Genomic DNA, 16070 nt, shown 5'->3' on the forward strand with positions numbered 1-16070 from the left:
TTTGACCTCCTTTAGCCGGTCCGATCAGGATCAGCGTTTGATATTGGTGGTTTCCTGCAGCATTTCGTCGACCGTTTGGATCACCTTAGCGTTGGAGGAATAGGCGCGCTGCGTCTGGATCAGATTGGTCAACTCCTCTGCGACGTCGACTGTCGATCCTTCGCGGGCATATCCCTCGATCGAGCCTGTGGGACCGTCGCCAGCATTCCAGAGAAAGAAGGAGCCCGACTTCGACGACACTTCGAACGTCTGGTTGTCGAGCGCGATCAAGCCGTTCTGATTGGGCACGTCGACGAGCGGAATCTGGTAGACGGTGCGGATGAAGCCGGTGTCATAGGTCGCCTTGATATAGCCGTCCTTGTCGATCTCGACCGCAGTGAGATTACCGACTGGCGAGCCATCCTTCGTGATCGATGTGGGCGAGAAGCTGTCGGATAGCTGGGTCAGCCCGTTGGTATCACCGATCTTGCCGATCGTGACGCTGAGCGGTCCGCCTGCCACGGTGAGATCGAGCGTGCCGGTCGCGGAATCGTAGGAGCCACCATCGATGACATTGACGGAGGCGAGGGTGCCGCCGCTGCTGCGGCTGTCGTCGAAGGTCAGCACGTAGCGCCCGATGACGCTTTCATCGATTCCGGCGGTGCCGGGATCATCGACCGTCGCGCTGTCCCGAATGACCATCGCCCATTCGTTGGAGGAGCCAGTTGCGGGGACCGTCGGATGGAAGGTAATATCGAGCGTTTCGGAGGTTCCGAGATTACCGAAATATTCGACCGAGAGCGGCAGCGTATCGCCGCTCGCGCCGGCTTCCGTGTCGGTGGCGGGAAGGTTGACGCCGAGATTGAGTGTCGTGGTCGGGTCGCCGGCGGTCTGGTTGGCATTGATCACGACGGGTTCCAGGCCCGACATCGTGTCGCGGGCGAAGGTCGGGATCGTCCCGTCCGCGCTGGCGGGCCAACCGAGGAGAACGAGCCCGGATTCCGTCATCAACGTCCCGTTCACATCGCTGCGGAAGGCGCCGGTCGTCGTCATCTTCAGCGGCTCGTCTCCCGTCGAATTGTCGAGCGCGACCGCAGTCATCACGGGAAGCATGCCGCGGCCGGACACCGCTATATCGAGCGCGTTCGATGTCGAGACGAGCGAGCCACGCTCCTCAATCAAGCGGCTCGTGGCTGCGCGGACGCCACCGGCGGAATAGGAGCCGGTCTTCGCGGCCTGATTGATGACGATACTCTCGAATTCGGTGACGGCGCGCTTGTAGCCGTAGGTGCCCGAATTGGCGATATTGTCCGAGATCGTTGCAAGGCGGGTGGCATTCGCGGCCAAGCCGGCCACGCCCGCATTGAGCGAGGAAGAAATGGACATGGATGCGCCTTTCTGCTGCTAAGTCCGAAATTCCCCTTACCTTTGCGCGCGGGTATTTAAGATCGCCCTAACGAGTCCGTCCTTTTACCTCTGTGGTTACTTATTCGCTAAGGGCGCCTTACCGGCCATTGCGCAGAACGATCACTTCGAGACGGTTGTTGCGAAGGTCCATCGCGCGCGCGACCTTCGGTTTGCGATCGGCGAAGCCGCTTACGCGCTGCATGCGCTCGGGAGGGAACCCGGCCCCGTTCAGCAATTCACGCATCGCTTGGGCACGCGCGGCCGAAAGCTCCCAGACCGGGTCCTTGGCCAACATTTTCGGATAGGATTTCGTGTAGCCGTTTATCGCCACGTTATTCGCGACGATCGAGAAGACCCGCGTCAGGATCTTCGCCAGATCGGTGAGCACCGGCTGCGGCTTGGCCGTGTCACCGACGAACAGCGGCGCGTCGGGTAGATCGGAGATCTCGATGATCAGACCTTCGTCGGTCACCCGGGTCACGATGTGGCGGGCGAGCTGCTCGCTGACCATCGACTCTCCGCCGACGCCCATCAGCGCCTGTTCGATGGCCCGGGCCACCTCCTTGAAAGCGGCCTTGTCGCTGTTCTGCTTGTCCTCGGCGGATTTCTCGCCGCGGGCCTGACGCTCTTCGGTCGGGCGCTGCGAGATGGCGCCAGTGCCGGTCTGCGCGATCTGATCCTCGGAGAAGACGGAATCGCCGCCGAAAGCCCCTTCGCCGCCACCGGAGATCCGGTTGATCGGGATCGTCGGATTGAAGTAATCCGCGATGCCCTTGCGTTGTTTCTCGGTCGTCGCGTTCAGCAACCACATCAGCATGAAAAACGCCATCATCGCAGTGACGAAATCAGCGTAGGCGACTTTCCACGCCCCGCCATGATGTCCGTCGCCGCCGGTGACCTTCTTGCGCTTGATGATAATTGGCGCGGCGTTTTCGCGGTTGCTCATTCCACCACCTCTTTTCACCCGCGTCCGCTATAGTGGTCGCGTGTTAACAGGTGATTGATGGATAAAAAGCGCGCTATCGGCGTCTTCCCTTGTCGTGGCGCTGGCAGTCGCTAGATTTGGCGGATGGATGGGGACCCGAACACAATGAACGTTGACCCGGCCGATCTGATTGCCTGTCCGCAATGCGACGCGCTGTACCGCGCCACGCATCTGCCCGACGGTAAGCGGGCGACCTGTGCGCGCTGCGGAACCGTTTTGATCTCGCCGCGCGAGAGGTCCTTTCTGCACGTCGTCGCATTCTCCTTCACCGGGATGATCCTGATGATCGGGGCGATCTTCTTCCCCTTCCTCGAAATCTCCACCCGCGGGTTGAGTCACGAGAGCTCGATCTTCGGCGTCGCGATGGCGTTTTCCGACGGCTGGATCGCGCCTCTGGCTTTCTTCGTGCTGTCGATGATCGTGGCGCTGCCGATCTTCCGCTTCGTCGCGCTGATCTACACGCTCTGGCCGCTCGCCAATGGCAAGCCCGCATGGAAACACGCCGCGACCATGTTTCGCCTCGCCGAAGAGAGCCAGCCCTGGGCGATGGCGGAGATCTTCATCATCGGGACAGCGGTGGCGCTGGTGAAACTTGGCGGTCTCGCAAAGGTATCGCTCGGGCCCGCCTTCTGGGCCTTCTGCGTGCTCATCATCGTGATCGCGCTCAAGAACTCCTTTGTCAGCAAATGGACGATATGGGACGCGATCGAGCGAAAATGAACGTGCTGACCGCCACCGATGCCGGATTGATCGGCTGCACCCGCTGCGGTCGGGTCTGGACGCCGGATCATGCGCATTGCGAGCGCTGCGGCGCGACGCTGCACAAGGTCGACAAGACCGGGCTGCAGCGGGTCTGGGCATGGTGGTTCGCGGGGCTGATCTTCTACATCCCGGCCAACCTCTACCCGATGCTCGTTACGGCGACGCTCGGTCACGAGCAGAAAAACACGATCGTCGGCGGCGCGATCGAGCTATGGCGCCATCACAATTACGGCGTGGCGCTGATCGTCTTCGGGGCCTCTGTGATGATCCCGATCGGGAAATTCATCGCCATCGCCTATCTCGCCATCGCGGTCGGAAACGAGCGCCGCAAGGGTGGTCATCCGCATCTGCACCTCTACGAGGTGGTGGAGTTCATCGGTCGATGGTCGATGATCGACGTCTTCGTTGTGGCGATCCTCTCCGCGCTGGTGCAGCTTGGCTTCGTGGCCTCGATCCATCCCGGCCCTGCCGCCGCGTCTTTCGCCCTCTCGGTTGCATTCACCATGCTATCCGCACAAAGCTTCGACCCGCGCCTGATCTGGCGCGGCCCTGACAGAGTGAGTTCATGAACGACACCCCCGAGACCGGCCCGGCAGAACTGGAAACCTCCAACGCCCCGCGCCCGATCTGGACGCGGCTTTCCGTGGTCTGGATCGTACCGCTGATCGCATTGCTGATCACGCTTGGTGTCGCCTGGAAGACGGTCTCGGATCGCGGGGAGCTGATCCATATCGATTTCAAGGACGCGACCGGAGTCGAGGTGGGCACGCCTCTGAAGTTCCGCGAGGTCGAGGTCGGCAAGGTCGAGAGCGTCTCGTTCACCCACGATCTGGAGCAGGTGCGGCTGGGCGTGCGCCTCGACAACGAGGTCGCACCTTACGTCGATCAGGATGCGAAATTTTGGCTGGTCCGCCCTGAAGTGTCGGCGCGTGGTATTCAGAACCTCGGAACGGTGTTGTCGGGCACCTATATCGAGGGCTTCTGGAACAACAAGCCCAACGGTTCGCAGACCCTGTTTCAGGGACTGGACAAGCCGCCGGTCTCTCCCGATCCGAGCAAGGGCACCATCATCGAGTTGCGTGCGAAGGACGCGGGCGGGATCGTAGATGGGGCGCCGGTTCTCTATCACGGGCTGACCGTGGGCCATCTGCAGAACCTGCGGCTCGACGACGACGGCTCCGGCGTGATCGTGGACGCATTCATCGAAGCGCCGCATAACAAGCTGCTCACCACCCAGACCCGGTTCTGGGACACGTCGGGCTTCTCCGTCAAATTCGATACCTCGGGTCTCAGCCTCGACGTGCGCTCGCTTGCGACGCTGGTACAGGGGGGGGTGGAGTTCGACACCTTCACCAGCGGCGGCGGGATCGTCGAAGATCAACAAGCGTTCCGGCTCTATGACAGCAAGGACACTGCGGAAAACTCTGTCTTCCAGTCCGATGTGGTCGATCCGCCAAAATACACGCTGCTCTTCGACGACCCTGTGCAAGGGCTCGAAGTCGGCTCGAAAGTGCAGTTCCGGGGCGTCGAGGCGGGCGAGGTCACCGCGCTCGCGATCAAGATCCGCAAGGACAGCACCGGTCAGCGCTACGCGCAGCAACAGCTGACGATCGCCCTGTCGCCGGACCGGCTCGGGCTGTCGCGCGACGCCGGCGAAGAGGCCGTGACCCAGTTCCTGCAGGGCGAAATCCAGAACGGCTTGCGGGCGCGTATCGCGAATACCGGCCTTCTGGGCGGCACCATGGTGATCGAATTGACCGATGTGCCGGATCTACCGAAAGCCGAGATGAATCTGGATGCCGATCCCTATCCGACGATCCCGACCGCGCCTGCGGCCGAGAACGATCTGGCGAAATCGGCGAAAGGGGTGTTCAAGCGCATCGAAGGCCTGCCGATCGAGGAAGTGATGAACTCCGCCATCCGCACACTCGACTCGATCTCCGCCGTGGCCGAGAGCGAAGACACCCGTAAGGTGCCGCGCGAATTGTCCGGCCTGCTGGAGCAGCTCAAGACCTTCGCGACCGATCTGAACAACAAGGATGCCGCAGACAAGACGGTATCCGCGCTCGACAGGGTGACAGAGGCTGCTTCCTCGGTGCTTGAAGAAATCTCGGGTCTCGACAAGACGCTCGCTTCCGCGGATCGCGCGGCTTCTGCGATCGCGGATATGCCGCTCAAGGACGTGGGCGACAAGCTCGACACGATCCTCGCCAGTATCGACGCGCTGCTGAACAAGCCCGGCACGCAGGACCTGCCGCAATCGCTCAACGATACGCTGACGCAGACGGCGGCGATCCTGAACCAGCTGAAGGAGGCCAATGCCTCCGACAAGCTGAACCAGACCCTCGATGCGGCGCAGAACGCGGCGAATTCGGTGTCGAAAGCTTCGGACCGCCTGCCGGAACTGACGCAGAAGCTGCAATCGCTAGTCGATCAGGCGCAGGCGCTCGTCGCGACCTATGGCCGTGGATCCAACTTCTCGAACGAAACCCTCAGCACACTACGTGAGCTGCGTCGGGCGATCTCGAACATCGGCTCGCTCGCGCGTATGATCGAACGAAATCCGCAGTCCTTCATTCTGGGCCGCTAACAGGAGATGACGATGAAAGCTCTGAGCCTGATCCCGCTATGCCTCCTGGGCCTCGCGGCCTGTTCCGATCCCGAGAAGATCGCACGCTATCCGATCGACCCGCCCACCGCTGAAAAGGCGCTGCCGAACCGGCTTGGCCGGGCCGAACTGCGCGAGGTGTCGCTGCCGGACTACGCGGGCGGACAGGAGATCGCCTTCCAGACCCCGGACGGGGCGCTGCGCTCGAACCCGGACAACCTCTGGGCGGATGATCCGGCGCGGTCAGTGACGCTGGCGCTGGCGCGGCAGATTTCGTCTCTCTCCGGCGCGACGGTGATCTCCGAGCCGTGGCCGCTCGCCGATCCGCCCACGCGCAAGATCGAGGTCCGGATCGAGCAGATGCTGCCGGGCGCCGATGGTCTGCTGCATGTCTCGGGCGTCTATTTCGTCTCGGCGAACGGCTATGAGCGCAGCGGCGAAACGGTGCGTCGGTTCGATTTCACGGTGCCGGTCGGCTCTCAGGAACCGCAGGCCATCGCAAAAGCGAACAGCGCGGCGGTGACGCAGCTTGCGCGGCAGATCGCTCAGCTACGCTGATCGGGAAGGAACCGCCCGAACTGGCCGCCCGCAAAGAGCAGCGGATCAGTCCCTGCGCCTTTAACGAAGCGGGTGACGCGGCCGATGATGATCGTGTGATCGCCGCCGTCGTGGCGCGCCTCGGTGACGCATTCGAACCGGGCGAGCGTGTCGTCGATCAGCGGTACACCGGCCGCGTTCAGCCTGTAGGATAGCCCCTCGAACCCCTCGCCGCGCTTCGTGAACCGCTTTGCCAGCGCTTCCTGATCGTGGCGCAACACATGCACCGCGAAGGCATCGGTTGCAGTGAAATGCGCATGCCTGAACGAGGAGCGCGCAGCCGACCAAAGGATCAGCGCCGGATCGAGCGAAACCGAGGCGAAGCTGTTCACCGTCATCCCGACTGGCTCCGGCGCATCGTCATGCGCGCAGGCGGTGACGACGGTCACACCGGTCGCGAACTGCGCGAGCGCATCGCGCAACAACCGCGTATTCGCCGGGTCGGGCTGGTGGCCGCGACCGTCGCTTTCGGCATGGTTCATGGCCGCTTCGATATCGTCGCTCTCGCGCATCCGCTCTCCTTTGCGCTCACACATAATCGTGCAGGCGGGGAGAGCAAGGCTCAGCGTTCCAATCCAAGGAGCTTGTCGAAAGAAAGCCGCCCGGGGCCCTTCATCAGAACCGTCAGAAGCGCGATTGCCCAAAGCCCATGCGTCACCCATGCGCTGGGATAGACGAAGAACTGGATCACCAGCGTCATTGCCAGAAGCGCGAGCGCTGCAAGTCGGCTGCCAAGGCCGAGGATCAGCAGAAGTGGGAAGAAATGCTCCGAGAATGTCGCGAGCACCGCCGCCCATTGATGCGGAATGAGGGGCAGGTCGTATTCGTATTGAAAGAGGGTGAAGGTGGAATCCTTGATCATGAACCCTTCCACCTTCGTCCGACCGGACATCCAGAACACCATCGCTGGAAAAAGCCGCGCTCCGATCAGAACAATCTCCTCCGGTAGGCGCTGGGCTAGATCGGAAAACCTATGATACAGCCTGAATAGACCCTGTTTTGACGTTTTGATCTCGATCGCATCGGTCATGAGGCGTCTCCTTTTTCGATGCCCGCGCCGACGATCAGCGCATTCTCCAGCAGCAGCAGAAGCGCTGCGTTGAGGTCAAAATCCGCTCCCGCCCGGTCTTGTGCGCGGGCGACGGTTTCGCCTGCACACAGGGTCGAGATGAAGCGACCGGTCGAGCTACGAACGACGGACGTGATTACATGAGCGATCCCGCGCCGCGCAATCAGCAGTGTCTCCGGCCTCCATTCGGTCGCCCTCGGTGGAGCGGGGCCACCTGGTTGTTGCGAGGCCCAGATCGAACCCGCAGGCGTCAGGAGCTGAAGAACCTGCACCGACGGATGCAGATCGAGACACAGATGAGTGCCCGCGCGTTTGGCTGTCTCTTGCAGGCGTTCCCGCGCAATAGGCTCTGAATCGGCTGCGTGATAGGCCCGGCTGCGCGCCCATTCGATGCGGGCGACGTCGGGCAGATAGCTTAGCGATTGCAGCGAAGGTTCATCTGCCAGATAGGCCGGAAACGCGCCGCCCCATTCGGTCAGAACGGGCGTGTGCGGCGGGTGCTCGGCGATATAGGCCCGGGCGAGCCCCCTGAAGCAATCCGCGCCAAGAAGCCGCTCGATCGCCGGGAAATGCCGCGCGAGGGCTTGTGTCAGCCCATGCGCCACGTTGTTGCGGTAAACGTCGAAGCGGCGCTCGATCTCGGCTGGATCTTGGGCGGTTGCGTTTTGCGGCGCGGGCCCTCCGGTCAGGCCCTCGCGGAAACCGCGGGCGAAGTCACGATGCGAGGGCATGGTGGTCTCCCGACAGGATCATCGACGCGCGCTTGGCCTCTGCCATCAAGGTGGCGAAATCCGGCACGTCGTTGTCCCATTCGATAAGGCTCGGTAGCGGCCCAGATTTAGAGACTGTTTCTGCGTAAAGCGCCCAAACCGGTTCAGCGACTTCGCGCCCGTGGCTATCGATGAGCAGGGGCCCGGAGGGCAGCTCTTCCTCTTCATGGCCTGCCAGATGGACCTCGCCGACAAGGTTCAGCGGGAACGCCTCGAGATAGGCGCGCGGATCCTGTCGGTGGTTCACGCAGGACACGAAGACATTGTTCACATCCAACAGCAATCCGCAGCCGGTCCGCTGGCTGATCTCGGTCAGAAACTCGGTCTCGGGGATCTCGGAATTGTCGAAGAGTACATAGGTCGCCGGATTTTCGAGCAGCATCCGGCGGCCGAGATGCTCCTGCACCTCATCGACGTGATCGCAGATCAGCGCCAGCGTTTCCGCAGTGTAGGGCAGGGGCAGCAGATCGTGCATCCAGACGCCACCATGGCTTGCCCAGGCGAGGTGTTCCGAGAAGCTCTCGGGGTCGTATCGGTCGCAGAGCGCCTTGAGCCGCGCGAGGTGGTCGCGATCCAGCGGATCGGGCCCGCCGATCGAGAGGCCCACGCCATGCACCGAAAGCGCGTAGTCCGCGCGCAGCCGCTCCAGCATTGCATGCGGCATCCCGCCCGCGCCCATATAGTTTTCCGCGTGGATTTCGAAGAACCCGAGGTCCGGTTTCGTCTCTGATATGGCGGGAAAGTGCTCTGGCTTGAAGCCGAGGCCCGCTTTGCGCGGCAGTGTCATGGCAGCCTCCATGGATGAGAAAACGGGGCGCACGCCGACCGCACGCCCCGCTTGGGGTCACATCTCTTTCGGTTCGAGCGAGCCCATGCCGTGCGGCGTCTCGATCGAGGTGCAGGTGCCTGCCGGGACGAGTTTCCAGGCGTTGCCCTGATAATCCATAGTCGCGGTGCCGGCGCAGGTGGTGCCGGGGCCGGCGGCGCAATCGTTCTGCCCGGCCATCGCGACGCCGTAGCATTTCTCCATCGCCTGATCTTCGGCATGGGCGGCGCTGGCCAGCCCCATCGCGCATGTCAGAGCAGCGGCAAAGCCAAGGGTAGTTTCGGTCTTCATGGTAGTCTCCCTGATTGGTTGGGGCCTCTTGCGGCCCTGATCACCGTTCGCGAGAGGTCACGGCGTCGTTACGGTGCTCACGCCAGCGTGAACGAAAAAAAGTTTTTCGCTCCGGCTGTAACGAAGGCATGATCGCGAACGAAGGGACGGCGATGATGCATGATCGGCGGGCAGATTGGTCGCAGCTCCTGCGGGCTGCGAATGCGGGCGACAAGCGCGCCTATGGCTTGTTCCTGCAAGCCGTTACCCCCGTGCTTCGCTCGGTGGTGCGGTCGCGTGGCGGAGGGTTGTCAGAGGCTGATTGCGAGGACGTTGTGCAGGAGGTTTTGCTCGCCATCCATCTGAAGCGTCACACTTGGCGCGAAGATGAGCCTGCTGCGCCGTGGTGTTACGCAATCGCCCGGCACAAGGTGGTCGACGCCTTTCGCAAACGCGGGCGACGTATCCATCTTCCGGTCGAGGACTTCGCCGAGGTGCTGCCCGCCGCGCCTGAGGCGGATCCTACAGAAAAGGCCGATATAGAGACGTTTTTGACACATCTGGAGCCCCGCGCAGCACAATTGGTGCGCGCCATCGGGCTCGAAGGGAAAAGCATCGCGGAAACTGGCGATGCGTTAGATATGAGTGAGGGAGCGGTGCGGGTCATGCTGCATCGTTCGTTGAAAAAACTGGCCGCGCTTCGCGAGAGGCTGATCGAGATATGAAGACCGAAGACCTGATATCCGTATTGCAACAGGACACGTTGCACGAACCCCGCCCGAAACAGGTGCTGGGCCGCTGGCTTGTGCCGGCGCTTTTCCTGTCAGCGCTGTTCGTGATTTCGGTCTATGGTTTGCGGTTTCCGCTGAAACAGACCCTTATGACGCCGGAAATCGCCCCGAAATTTTACCTGCCGCTGGTCTTGGCCGTGCTCGTGACGCCGATGGCGGTGCGCTTGGGACGGCCCACGACGAAGGTGTCGACCGGGTGGCTCTGGATCTTCCCGGCACTCGGCGCCGCGCTTCTGGTCTATGCCTACCTGACCACGCCCGACGGGCAGCGGATGGCGGATTTCAAGGGTGAGACGATCCTGCCCTGCCTTATCTCCGTGCCGATGCTATCCTTCCCGGCCTTGGCCGCGCTTCTCGTGAGCCTGCGTAAAGGGGCGGTGACGCGCCCGGCGCGGGCCGGGGCGCTCGCGGGCCTCGCCGCCGGAGGAATGGGTACCGCGATCTACGCCTTGCACTGCACCGAGGACAGCCCGTTGTTCTACGTCACGTGGTATGGCGCGGGGATCGTCGTCGTGATGCTTGTGGGTGCTTTGCTCGGGAAGCGCGTGCTGCGCTGGTAGACCCTAATCAGGCCAAAACGCCAGATTCTCGATGAATTTCTCATGGAGGACCGGGTTGGCGACGACAAGCCCGCTCGATTGCGGCGGGGAGCGGTTGAACCGCAGCGCGCGTCCATTGCGATCCGTTGCCAGAAGCCCGGCGCGTTGGGCGATCAGGCTCGCGGCGGCGATGTCCCACTCCCACGCCGGACGCAGCGAGATCGTCGCGTCGAACCTCCCTTCGGCCACCAGACACAGCCGCCACGCCAGTGACGAGCGGAAATGGCGCTGATAATCCGGCTGACCGTGCCGCCAGAAGCTTGGATTGTCGGAGAGTTTCGAGGTCAGAACCGTCGCGCCGGACAGCACTTCTTGTGCACCGGGCCGCAGCGGCTCCCCGTTCAGGCAAGCCGGACCGTCGATCGATGCCGAATAGGTGAGATCGTGCACCGGCAGATGCACCACGCCCGCCACGACCGCGCCATCGCGCACCACGGCCAGCGCATGTGCGAAGCCGCCATCATGGGCGAGAAAGGCGCGCGTGCCGTCGATCGGATCGACGATGAAGGTCGAGCGCGCCGCAAGACGGGCTGGATCGTCGGTGCTTTCCTCGGACAGCCAGCCGTAATCGGGCCGGGCGCCGCGCAGGCGCTCTTCCAGCAGCGCGTTCACCGCGAGATCGGCCTCGGACACCGGACCGGCCCCGTCGCCTTTGTCCCAGGCTTCGGGCGCTTTTTTCCAGTATGTGAGCGCGAGCGCACCGGCCTCTTTGGCGGTCTCGATGAGCAGGGGAAGATCAGTCTCCGGCAAGCGTCATCCCTTCGAGGAGAAGCGAGGGCACGATATGGCTCAGATGCATCCGCGCGTCATTCGCGGGCCGGATGCTGCGGAGCATGTCGCGCAGGTTGCCCGCGATAGTGCACTCGTTGACGGGATAGACCGGCTCGCCGTTTTCGACCCAGAAGCCCGATGCTCCGCGCGAGTAATCACCGGTATTGGGGTTGATCGTCGCCCCGATGAAGGAGGTTACCAGAAGTCCGGTGCCCATTTCGGCCATCAGTTCCTCGCGGGTCTTGTCGCCTTGGGTCAGGGTCACGTTACCGATGCCGGGCGAGGGCGGCGAAGAGGTGCCGCGGCTGGCATTTGCGGTCGATTGCAGCCCCAGCTTGCGCGCGCAGGCGAGGTCGAGCGTCCAGCTTTTCAGCACGCCGTTCTCGACAATGGCGCGGCGCGCGGTAGCGAGCCCTTCCGCGTCGAAGGGGCGCGAGCCGGAGACCCGTTTGCGATGCGGCTCCTCAATCAGCGACAGGCCGTCGGGCAGCACTTGGTCGTCCAGAGCGTCGCGCAGCCACGAGGCCCCGCGGCAGATTGCCTGCCCGTTCACCGCGGACAGCAGATGCCCGATCAGGCTGCCCGAGACGCGCTCGTCGATCAGCACCGGATAGGCGCCGGTTTTCGGGCGGCGCGGATTGGCGCGGGCGGCAGCGCGTTCACCGGCCAGTCGCCCGATCTCCTGCGCAGTTGGCAGGTCGGACTGGAAAACACGGCTCTCGGCGGCCCAATCGCGCTCCATCCCAAGCCCCTCGCCGGAAATCGCGACGGCGGAGACAACGCGCGAACTGCGGTCGTAGCCGCCCGCGAAACCGTTGGAGGCGGCGACATGGACACGCCGATAGGAATAGGCGGCGGAGGCGGATTGAACTTGCGTGACGCCTTCGACACCGAGCGCGGCTGCTTCGGCTTCGAGCGCGTCGCTTTGCAGTGCCTCGGCGGAGGGTTCGGCGCTCGGATCGGCCAGTTCCATTCCGTCGGCATCGCGACGGTCGGTCAACTGAGAGGGATCGGCGAGGCCAATGAACGGATCTTCCGGCGCTTCGCGGGCCATCGCAATCGCGCGCTGGGCCATTTCCTCGAAGGTGCGCGCTGAAATATCGGAGGCGGAAACGCAGGCTTGCTTGCCACCGAGGAGGACACGCAGCCCCATCTCGACGCCCTCGGACCGCTCGGCCTGTTCGAGACGGCCTTCGCGTACATCGATCGCAACCGAGCGCCCATCGACTGCAATGGCATCGGCGGCCGGGGCGCCTGCGCGCTTCGCGGCCTCGAGCAGCGACTGGGTCAGATCGGAGAGGGAGGGCTTGGTCATTTCCACCTCGTGAGAAAAACGCGAAGCCGCCCGGAGATCCGGACGGCTTCGCGCCGTGGGTTTCAGTGTTTACTGGACGCGTTGGCCGTTGACGAGGATTTCCCCGCCATCCTTGAACTCGACCTGCGACGCGTAGGCGTCGTCGCCCGTGGGCTTGGCGTAGAGGCCCAGCATCATCCGCCCGAACATGATCTGATCCTGCGGCACGAGGCCCATCGAGACCAGCTTGTCCATCAGCGCGTTCGCCCCGGTCAGCGTCAGATCGATCTTGCCCGTGGGCATCGGCATCGGCCCGCCATTCTTCAGCTCCAGCGCGCCCTTGCCGTTCAGATCGGCGCCGACCATCGACAGCTTGATGTTGTTGATGTCGACGGTCTGGACCTCCATCGGGGGCGAGTCCATCGCGGCGGCGGCGGGACTGAAAAGATCCTCGGTGAGCTTCATCTTGCCCGAGAGATCGACCTGCAGCGTCGCCGGGTCATGCGGCAGATCGCCGTTCGGATCGAACATCGCCCAGATGTTGTCGGAGACCGAGACGCCGTTGAAGCCGAGCTTCGCCTTGTAGTCCTGCGCCGTATCCGCTTTTGCGACCGGCACCGCGAAGGTCATGTCCGCCGACTGGATATCCGCGGTGATCGGGAAAGGCAGGTCGGGCGTGGCGATCTCGATGTGGCCGTTGTTGCTCTGACCGCCGAAGGACAGACCGTCCTTCGACATCGTGACGTCGAATTTCCCGCCCTCGTCGGTGGTCTTCTGATCGACCTTGCCGTTGGGTCCGTCCGCGGTGGTCGCCCAGTTCGAGCTGGCATAGGTCATCGACAGATCGAGGTTCGCACCGGCATTGAGCGCTTCGTCGAGCTTCTCGGAGGAGACGTCCTTGGGCATCGCGAAACTCCCCTCGTAGGAGAGATCGTTCATCTGGCCGTTCATGTTGAACGTGCCGCTGCCCTCGGGATCGGCCCCGGAGGCGGTGAGGTCGAGCGTGCCGATCGCCATCTTCGAGTCGACCGAATGCATATCGCCGTCGACGACGTGGTAATTGCCCTTGGTGTCCTTCAGCGCAAGATACATCTTGATCGGAACATCCTGCCCCTCGGCGGAGACGGTCTGGTCGAGATCCACGGTCAGTTTCGGCGCGTCGATATCGTAGGTCAGATCGCCCGGCGACCCGGAAACGATGATCTTGCTGTCGGTCTGGGTCATCGTCATCTTCATGGCGACGTCCGAGGTGTCGGTGCCAGGCTTTCCGGTCATGTCACCGGTCATCTTCTCGGGGAAAATGGTCTCCACCGTGCCGTCGCCGCGGTCGCGCAGCTTCAGTTCAGGAACGTCGAGCGTGAGGCTCATATTGTCGACATTGCGCACCATCTTCACGTCGGAGACGATGAGCGTGTCGCCCTCTCGGTTCTGACCGCCGACCATCACCTCGTAGCCGTAGGTCTGGTATTCGGATTGCCACGCCTGCCAGACCTGCTCCGCGGTTACATCCGCGAAAGAGGCCGTGGTGGACAGCAGCGAAACCACGACGGCGCCGGAACCGACGGTTTTGAGCCATGCCATAAGAGGGTACCTTTCCACTGAGAACCAAGTCGCGGCCATCCTCCTTTGGGTCAGGCCGATGGTCAAGCCTTCGCGGGGCTGCTAGAGGGGTTTCACGGGAGTTGTGAGGAGGCTGGGAATGATCCGCCACGAGATCGAGAACGGGCTGTGGCGCGTGACCATCGACCGTCCTGAAAAAGCCAACTCGCTGACCGGCGCGATGTTGGGCGAGATCGCTGATCTGGCCGAGCGCGCGGGGCGCGAGGAGGCGCGGGCTTTCGTGCTGACCGGGACCGGCAAGGTGTTCTCCGCCGGGGCCGATCTGGCAGAGGCGAAGACGGGAACGCTCGCGACCGACCCGGTTTGGGAACGGCTGTCCGGCGCGATCGCTTCGCTGCCCTGCCTGACGATCGCGGCGCTGAACGGCACTTTGGCCGGGGGCGCGATGGGCATGGCGCTCGCTTGCGATCTGCGCATCGCCGTCCCGGGCGCGAAATTCTTCTACCCGGTGATGAAGCTCGGCTTCCTGCCGCAGCCCTCGGACCCGGCGCGCATGGTCGCTTTGGTCGGGCCCGCGCGGGCCAAGATGATCCTGATGGCGGGGCAGAAGATCGAGGCCGAAGAGGCCTTGGGCTGGGGGTTGATCGACCGGATCGTGCCGCGCGAGACGCTGGACGAAACGGTCGCGACGCTCGCTGCCGATGCGCTGGGTGCGCGGGCTGCGCATGTCGCGGGGATCAAGGCGCTGATCCGCTAAAGCGAACGGCCCGGACAGGCCGGGCCGCGGGGCGTCACATTCTACGCGAGGCTGTCGCGATCAGGCGTACACGCTCTCTTTGCCGAAATGCTTGGTGAGCATGTAATAGATCACGGCGCGATACTTGTTGCGCTCGGACCGGCCGTAGGTCTCGATCACGCTGTCGATCGCATCCATCAGTTCGGGGCCGTCGGAGAGACCGAGTTTCTTGACGAGGAAGTTGTCCTTCACGGTTTCCAGCTCCCCCTTGTCCGTGGCCGCGACGGTCGATGCATCCGCATCGTAGATCGAGGGGCCGCAGCCGATCGTCACCTTGGTCAGAAGCTCCATGTCAGGGGCCATGCCGCATTTGGATTTCAGATCCTCGGCGTATTTCTCAATCAGCTCGTCTCTTTTACCCATCTGTCCCACCTATCAGGTTGCTTTGCCCAGAAATGAAGGCAGGCGCAGGTTAAGCCCAGATAGGGAAATTACAAAGTGTAAATCCCGGACCTGTCGCGCCTCAGCCTCCGCCGCGACAGGAAACGCATTGTGTGAAGGTCGGGTCGAGTTCGAGGCGCTTCTCGGGGATCGGCTCGCCGCAGCTGTCGCAATAGCCGAATTCGTCCTCTTCGATACGCTGGAGCGCGGCCTCTATCGCTGTGATCCGATGCTTGCGGCGACCGTCGACCGCATTGGCCATCGCCTGATTCTGCAACGCGTCCATGCGCGACAGCCGACCGACGCTTTGCTGGTCCAGCTCGACGGGTTTGCGGGTCTGCGCGGTGTCCTGCGAGGCGGTGCGCAGCTCTGCCAGCTCCGCTTCCAACTGCGGTTTGAAACGCGCGGCAAGGTCTTCGGGTGTCATCGCTCTCCTCCTGTCCCAAGGAAAACCGATCATCGCCCGCGTTGCACGTAAAAAGGCCGCGCCTTGCCGCGCGGCCTTCGAAATCGCGATGTGATCCGGTCAGTAGCGGTAATGCTCGGGCTTGAAGGGGCCTTCGACCGTGACGCCGATATATTCCGCCTGATCGGGCTTGAGCTGG

Annotated in this window: 20 protein-coding genes; 7 read left to right on the forward strand and 13 right to left on the reverse strand. The window is 63.1% G+C overall.

Annotated elements, in window-relative coordinates; all coding sequences use genetic code 11:
* Positions 1-30: 30 nt before the first annotated feature.
* Complete coding sequence (locus B6V74_RS17235; RefSeq protein WP_075776701.1) at positions 31-1365, reverse strand: flagellar hook-basal body complex protein; 1335 nt, start codon at positions 1363-1365, stop codon at positions 31-33.
* A 118-nt stretch (positions 1366-1483) separates the two neighbouring features.
* Positions 1484-2332, reverse strand: coding sequence for a flagellar motor protein MotB (locus tag B6V74_RS17240; RefSeq protein ID WP_088723518.1), 849 nt, complete (start codon positions 2330-2332; stop codon positions 1484-1486).
* Positions 2333-2476: 144 nt separating this feature from the next.
* On the opposite strand from B6V74_RS17240, the gene B6V74_RS17245 reads away from it, so the two are divergent.
* Genes B6V74_RS17245 through B6V74_RS17260 form a run of 4 tightly spaced genes read left to right on the forward strand, consistent with a single transcriptional unit; the run spans position 2477 to position 6299 of the window.
* Positions 2477-3091 (forward strand): paraquat-inducible protein A, encoded by a 615-nt coding sequence (locus B6V74_RS17245; RefSeq protein WP_240496962.1) that lies wholly within the window; start codon positions 2477-2479, stop codon positions 3089-3091.
* Positions 3088-3702 carry a paraquat-inducible protein A gene (locus tag B6V74_RS17250; RefSeq protein WP_233243066.1) on the forward strand — a complete coding sequence of 205 codons (615 nt, stop codon included), beginning with the start codon at positions 3088-3090 and terminating at the stop codon, positions 3700-3702. The genes B6V74_RS17245 and B6V74_RS17250 overlap by 4 nt, the downstream gene beginning before the upstream one ends.
* Positions 3699-5723, forward strand: a complete 2025-nt coding sequence (locus tag B6V74_RS17255) for an MlaD family protein (protein WP_088723519.1) — start codon at positions 3699-3701, stop codon at positions 5721-5723. Before B6V74_RS17250 ends, B6V74_RS17255 begins: the two co-directional genes overlap by 4 nt.
* Positions 5724-5735: 12 nt before the next feature.
* Entirely contained in the window at positions 5736-6299 is a 564-nt protein-coding gene (locus B6V74_RS17260) for a PqiC family protein (RefSeq protein ID WP_075776698.1), read from the forward strand.
* On the opposite strand, the gene B6V74_RS17265 is transcribed toward B6V74_RS17260, so the two are convergent.
* The 5 genes from B6V74_RS17265 to B6V74_RS17285 form a co-directional block, all read right to left on the reverse strand.
* Complete coding sequence (locus B6V74_RS17265; protein ID WP_240497139.1) at positions 6287-6820, reverse strand: flavin reductase family protein; 534 nt, start codon at positions 6818-6820, stop codon at positions 6287-6289. The genes B6V74_RS17260 and B6V74_RS17265 overlap by 13 nt on opposite strands.
* 80 nt (positions 6821-6900) lie before the next feature.
* Complete coding sequence (locus tag B6V74_RS17270) at positions 6901-7368, reverse strand: DoxX family protein (protein ID WP_088723521.1); 468 nt, start codon at positions 7366-7368, stop codon at positions 6901-6903.
* Positions 7365-8138 (reverse strand): DNA-binding domain-containing protein, encoded by a 774-nt coding sequence (locus B6V74_RS17275; RefSeq protein ID WP_088723522.1) that lies wholly within the window; start codon positions 8136-8138, stop codon positions 7365-7367. The genes B6V74_RS17270 and B6V74_RS17275 overlap by 4 nt, the downstream gene beginning before the upstream one ends.
* Positions 8122-8964: a DUF692 domain-containing protein gene (locus tag B6V74_RS17280; RefSeq protein WP_088723523.1), complete on the reverse strand. Its 843-nt coding sequence runs from the start codon at positions 8962-8964 to the stop codon at positions 8122-8124. The genes B6V74_RS17275 and B6V74_RS17280 overlap by 17 nt, the downstream gene beginning before the upstream one ends.
* Before the next feature lie 57 nt (positions 8965-9021).
* The gene (locus B6V74_RS17285; protein WP_075776694.1) at positions 9022-9294 is read right to left on the reverse strand and encodes a DUF2282 domain-containing protein; all 273 of its coding nucleotides are present in this window, start codon (positions 9292-9294) and stop codon (positions 9022-9024) included.
* A 128-nt stretch (positions 9295-9422) separates the two neighbouring features.
* Between B6V74_RS17285 and B6V74_RS17290 the strand changes: the two genes are divergently transcribed.
* Complete coding sequence (locus B6V74_RS17290) at positions 9423-9998, forward strand: sigma-70 family RNA polymerase sigma factor (protein ID WP_233243067.1); 576 nt, start codon at positions 9423-9425, stop codon at positions 9996-9998.
* Entirely contained in the window at positions 9995-10624 is a 630-nt protein-coding gene (locus B6V74_RS17295; protein ID WP_088723524.1) for a DUF1109 domain-containing protein, read from the forward strand. Before B6V74_RS17290 ends, B6V74_RS17295 begins: the two co-directional genes overlap by 4 nt.
* Positions 10625-10627: 3 nt before the next feature.
* Here the strand turns inward: B6V74_RS17295 and B6V74_RS17300 are convergent, their stop codons facing one another.
* The 3 genes from B6V74_RS17300 to B6V74_RS17310 form a co-directional block, all read right to left on the reverse strand.
* Positions 10628-11413 (reverse strand): 3'(2'),5'-bisphosphate nucleotidase CysQ, encoded by a 786-nt coding sequence (locus B6V74_RS17300; protein WP_088723525.1) that lies wholly within the window; start codon positions 11411-11413, stop codon positions 10628-10630.
* Positions 11400-12749, reverse strand: coding sequence for a metallopeptidase TldD-related protein (locus B6V74_RS17305; protein ID WP_075776691.1), 1350 nt, complete (start codon positions 12747-12749; stop codon positions 11400-11402). Before B6V74_RS17305 ends, B6V74_RS17300 begins: the two co-directional genes overlap by 14 nt.
* A gap of 69 nt (positions 12750-12818) precedes the next feature.
* Positions 12819-14309, reverse strand: coding sequence for a DUF2125 domain-containing protein (locus tag B6V74_RS17310; RefSeq protein ID WP_168184253.1), 1491 nt, complete (start codon positions 14307-14309; stop codon positions 12819-12821).
* A 118-nt stretch (positions 14310-14427) separates the two neighbouring features.
* On the opposite strand from B6V74_RS17310, the gene B6V74_RS17315 reads away from it, so the two are divergent.
* Entirely contained in the window at positions 14428-15045 is a 618-nt protein-coding gene (locus tag B6V74_RS17315) for an enoyl-CoA hydratase/isomerase family protein (RefSeq protein WP_088723527.1), read from the forward strand.
* A gap of 60 nt (positions 15046-15105) precedes the next feature.
* On the opposite strand, the gene B6V74_RS17320 is transcribed toward B6V74_RS17315, so the two are convergent.
* The 3 genes from B6V74_RS17320 to B6V74_RS18830 all read right to left on the reverse strand — a co-directional run.
* The gene (locus B6V74_RS17320; RefSeq protein WP_075776688.1) at positions 15106-15447 is read right to left on the reverse strand and encodes a DUF2853 family protein; all 342 of its coding nucleotides are present in this window, start codon (positions 15445-15447) and stop codon (positions 15106-15108) included.
* Between the two features lie 100 nt (positions 15448-15547).
* Entirely contained in the window at positions 15548-15892 is a 345-nt protein-coding gene (locus B6V74_RS17325) for a TraR/DksA family transcriptional regulator (RefSeq protein ID WP_075776687.1), read from the reverse strand.
* A 99-nt stretch (positions 15893-15991) separates the two neighbouring features.
* Positions 15992-16070, reverse strand: a 79-nt coding sequence (locus B6V74_RS18830; protein ID WP_146694575.1) for an adenosylhomocysteinase, incomplete at its 5' end; no start/stop codon positions are given.

This window comes from Thioclava sp. F42-5 (assembly GCF_002213195.1).
Classification (GTDB): Bacteria; Pseudomonadota; Alphaproteobacteria; order Rhodobacterales; family Rhodobacteraceae; genus Thioclava; species Thioclava nitratireducens.